This window comes from Mesorhizobium sp. M2A.F.Ca.ET.067.02.1.1 (genome assembly GCF_004023285.1).
In the GTDB taxonomy this organism is placed as follows: domain Bacteria; phylum Pseudomonadota; class Alphaproteobacteria; order Rhizobiales; family Rhizobiaceae; genus Mesorhizobium.
This window is the reverse complement of record NZ_RZSB01000605.1, coordinates 1-3717: the sequence shown is the minus strand read 5'-3', so window position 1 is coordinate 3717 and position 3717 is coordinate 1. Positions and strand designations below refer to the sequence as shown.

The following is a 3717-nucleotide window of genomic DNA, read 5'->3' as shown; positions in this document are numbered from 1 at the left end:
AAAAGCTCGGCGTGCCGGTCTCGACGCTGTTGGGCGGGGCGCTGACCGACCGGGTGCCGGCCTATTATTCGCTGATCGTCGGGGCGCCGGAGGAGACAGCGCGGATCGCCGCCGACAAGGTGAAGGCCGGCTATCCGCGCCTGCAAGTGAAGATCGGCGGGCGCGATTTGGAAGAGGACGTGGCCGTTGTGCGCAAGGTCTGGGAAGCGGTCGGCTACAAGGCCCGGCTGGCAGTCGACGGCAACCGGGGCCTGACAGTGGCCGCCGCGCTCCATCTCGACCGGCTCTGCCAGGCGATCCCCTTTGTCTTCGAGCAGCCCTGCAACACGATGGACGAGATCGCGACGCTGAAAGGCCGCCTCACGCACCCGGTCTATCTCGACGAGAGCACCGAGGACCAGAACGCGGTGCTGAGAGCGATCTCGCTCGGCATCGCGGACGGCTTCGGCTTCAAGGTCACGCGCCTCGGCGGCCTGACCAGGATGACCACGGTGCGCGACCTCTGCGCCATCCGCTCGCTGCCGCATAGCTGCGACGACGCCTGGGGCGGCGACGTCATCGCGGCGGCCTGCGTGCATCTTGCCGCCACCGTCGAGCCCCGCCGCATGGAAGGCGCCTGGATCGCCCAGGAATATATCAAGGGCCATTTCGACCAGGAGCAGCCGGTCGTCATCAGGCAAGGCCACATCGCCGTGCCGCAGCGGCCGGGGCTGGGCGTGAAACCCGAGCCCGGCATGTTCGGCAAGCCGGTCGCGATTTACAGGCCGTAGGTCGGTCGATCACTTCGTGAACGATACGGATCGTTCCGCCCTGTCCCGCGTTCTTGTGACACGCAAGGAGGAACGGCGATGGACGACGATCGGACCGAGAAGATCAGGCAGCGCGCCTATGAGATCTTTCAACGCGAGGGCGGCATCCTCGGCAATCACGAACGGCACTGGCAACAGGCCGAGATGGAGATCGACCGCGAGGCCGCCCTGCCGCTGACTGCGGATGACGCGCTGCCCGAAACGCGCGAGATCGACAGCGCGGATGTGCTGACGGTGGAGGCGCTTGCCATGCACACAGGCATTTCGGGCGAGGAGGCGCAGGAGCTGCTCGACCGACTGGGCAACGATCGCGCGGCGATCGAGGAGGCGGCGCGGAGTCTCAAGGCGAAGCGAGGCAGCTGACGAGCCGGCAACCAACCTATCCGCGGTGAGAACCACGGGCATGCCCAGGACACGCCCCCGGCGCCCGCGCCCGGCGTGCGCTCTCAAGCGCGCTGGTCGCGCTCGTCCTCATCCTCGTGATGGGATGGCCAGCGCTTCGCTGAGCAGCGCTCGCTTTTCGCTCCATCGGCGGAACCCTCGGCCGCATCGACGGTTCCTCCTGTACACCCACAGGAGATGCGCCATGGACCACACCAGCCACGTAAGACTGACCAATGCCGAGCTCACGCCCGCCATCCTCGAAGGCGCGACCATCTACGGCCCCGATGACGAGAAGATCGGCTCGGTCGACCACCTGCACGGCAGCCAGGTCGTCATCGATGTCGGCGGCTTTCTCGGCATCGGCGCCAAGCCGGTGGCCGTCACCGCCAGCCAGCTCGATTTCATGCGCGACGAGGACGGCGACGTCCACGCCGTCACCAGCTGGACGAAGGACCAGTTGAAGGCGATGCCGGAGCATCGCGACTGAGGCGCAAGCGCCTGGTGAAATGAATGAGACGAACCCGACCCGGCAATTGCCGGGTTTTTTTTGGAGGCGGCGCGAAGCAGCTGGCGCTCGGCGGCTCCACCTGGCGCCGTGCTCAACGAGACGCTGGCGTGGAAAAATAGCCGCTGCGCAGAAATCAGGCTGCGGGCAAACAAGCCGATGCGCCGCTTCGGACGAAGATGCGGCAGCGAGCCCCGGCTCTTCAGCCACTATCGCCCTTCTCGGTCAGGGCACGAACTTCCGTCGGCGTCATGCCGTAGCGCAGCCGGAACTGCCGATAGAAGGTGGATGGCTCGTTGAAGCCGACCTCAAATGCAATGTCGGCGATGCGCCGCAGCAACTGTCGGCGGTCGGTGAGGCAGCTATGGACATAGGCGAGCCGCTCCCCGTTGACATAGTCGGAAAAGCTTGTGCCCTCCCCGGCAAAGAGCTGGCGGACATAGCGCTCGCTGATACCGAACTTGCGCGATATCTGCCCGGCGCTGAGCCCGGGATCGGTCAGATTGCGGGCGATGTGCTGCTTGATGGCCGCAAGTCTTGCGGCGCGGACACCAGGGGGATGCGTATGGGCCTCCATCCCACCGAAGGAAACGGCAAGAAGGTCGGTGATATGGCGGGAAGCAAGAGGCGCGAGCGTCTCGGGCTCCTCGATATGCAGGAGCGACCAGAGGTAATCGAACAGCAGTCGGTGGGCCGGGAGCGTCCGGCCGAGACTGTCGGGACGCACATCATCGAGGTTCTTCACCAGCGGGACCAGCAGCGAGCGCTTGAACTGAAGCGCCATGGTCCATTGCGAATCCTCGCTGGCGACCGAGTAGCGGCGGTCCATCGGCAGGATCGCCGCGGTGCCGGGATCGGTGCTGAAATCGCCACGCCCAGGCATGGTGAAGCGGTAGCCGCCCTTGTTCCAGGATAGGATGATATCGTCGTTGCCGTCGGCCATCAGCCCGCTGTTGCGCTCCCAGACCATGGGAGAGACGTTGCCCTTGGTGAGATTCATCTCGGGCAGGATCAGGGTGCGGGCAGAGAATTTGAGAGCCGTGTCGGCCCGCGGCGTGATGTCCAACCGCATCTGGATGCGACCGTAGAAATCGCGAATGAACTCGTCCCGTTGATCTTCGGGAATGTCGTCCGCCGAGAATGTAGCCACCCGATCAGCGCTCGCCATCGTGCTCCCTGTCGAAGACTGCCTGGAGTTGGACGGCGCCTGCCCGCAATTGGCCTTTGCCTGTCCGTTGGCGCTTGAGAAACACCATTTCCGCCCTGGTTTGAGCCCGAATCCAGAATGGCCTCTCAGCTTTCGGAAAGTGAGTTAAGTGTGACAAATTTGCAAGACAGAAATTCCGGAACAACAACTGTTCCGTTATTGCAATTTTGACTTCCGTATCCGCCACACGCACCCGGATTTTCTCTGCTAGCGGTGCGTTGAAGGGGTGGTACTCGATTTTCATGTCCGCAATGCGCGGACATGTCTTCGCAGATTGGCTGACGGCCCCGGAGCCCGCTCATGCATGGGCGGGAAGGAATGTGGACGCAATTTCGAAACTGGCAATTCAACGAGGAACGTATCCGATGAAGATCATACCCACGTCCATGGCCGCCATGGCGATCGTTCTTGCCACCGGCAGCGCTTTCGCGGCCGATGCGCTCGCCCCGGAAGCGGCCCCGATGCCGCCGACTGAGGAGAGCTTCAGCTGGACGGGGCCCTATCTCGGCGGGTTCGGTTCGTTTGCGGTTGGCGACATGAAGCTCAATTCGCGGCAGATCTTTGCCGACGGAAACCCGCCGCCGATCAACGGCGCGTTCGAGATTTCCGCGAGCGGCTTCCTCGGCGGCATCCAGGCAGGCTATGACTGGCAGTTCGCCGACCGCTGGGTGATCGGTGCGGTGGCGGATATTGCCGCGTCCAGCTACGGCGCTTCGGTTACGGCCTCGGTGGACGGCACCGAGATCTTCAATGGCGACGTGGATCTCAAATATCTCGGCACCGTTCGCGCGCGGCTGGGCCACGCTTGGGAC

Annotated in this window: 5 protein-coding genes and 1 pseudogene; 4 read left to right on the top strand and 2 right to left on the bottom strand. The window is 64.1% G+C overall.

Features of this window, described 5'->3' with window-relative positions; genetic code table 11:
• The 3 genes from EOA28_RS28475 to EOA28_RS28465 form a co-directional block, all read left to right on the top strand.
• Nucleotides 1–770, top strand: a 770-nt coding sequence (locus EOA28_RS28475; RefSeq protein ID WP_128315519.1) for an enolase C-terminal domain-like protein, incomplete at its 5' end; no start/stop codon positions are given.
• Nucleotides 771–848: 78 nt separating this feature from the next.
• A complete protein-coding gene (locus EOA28_RS28470; protein ID WP_127251809.1) occupies nucleotides 849–1172 on the top strand; it encodes a DUF2934 domain-containing protein in 324 nt (107 codons plus the stop codon).
• A gap of 223 nt (nucleotides 1173–1395) precedes the next feature.
• Nucleotides 1396–1680 (top strand): photosystem reaction center subunit H, encoded by a 285-nt coding sequence (locus EOA28_RS28465; protein ID WP_095815885.1) that lies wholly within the window; start codon nucleotides 1396–1398, stop codon nucleotides 1678–1680.
• Nucleotides 1681–1900: 220 nt separating this feature from the next.
• Here the strand turns inward: EOA28_RS28465 and EOA28_RS28460 are convergent, their stop codons facing one another.
• Nucleotides 1901–2866 carry an AraC family transcriptional regulator gene (locus tag EOA28_RS28460; RefSeq protein ID WP_127386293.1) on the bottom strand — a complete coding sequence of 322 codons (966 nt, stop codon included), beginning with the start codon at nucleotides 2864–2866 and terminating at the stop codon, nucleotides 1901–1903.
• Nucleotides 2853–3149: a hypothetical protein gene (locus EOA28_RS28455; RefSeq protein WP_127251811.1), complete on the bottom strand. Its 297-nt coding sequence runs from the start codon at nucleotides 3147–3149 to the stop codon at nucleotides 2853–2855. Before EOA28_RS28455 ends, EOA28_RS28460 begins: the two co-directional genes overlap by 14 nt.
• A gap of 121 nt (nucleotides 3150–3270) precedes the next feature.
• Between EOA28_RS28455 and EOA28_RS28450 the strand changes: the two are divergent.
• A pseudogene (locus tag EOA28_RS28450) lies at nucleotides 3271–3717 on the top strand (porin family protein); the annotation flags it as partial.

Excerpts from the sequence above, each read along its gene's own strand:
- EOA28_RS28470 (WP_127251809.1), top strand. The coding sequence starts at position 849 with ATGGACGACGATCGGACCGAGAAGATCAGGCAGCGCGCCTATGAGATC.
- EOA28_RS28465 (WP_095815885.1), top strand. The coding sequence starts at position 1,396 with ATGGACCACACCAGCCACGTAAGACTGACCAATGCCGAGCTCACGCCC.
- EOA28_RS28460 (WP_127386293.1), bottom strand. The coding sequence starts at position 2,866 with ATGGCGAGCGCTGATCGGGTGGCTACATTCTCGGCGGACGACATTCCC.
- EOA28_RS28455 (WP_127251811.1), bottom strand. The coding sequence starts at position 3,149 with ATGAAAATCGAGTACCACCCCTTCAACGCACCGCTAGCAGAGAAAATC.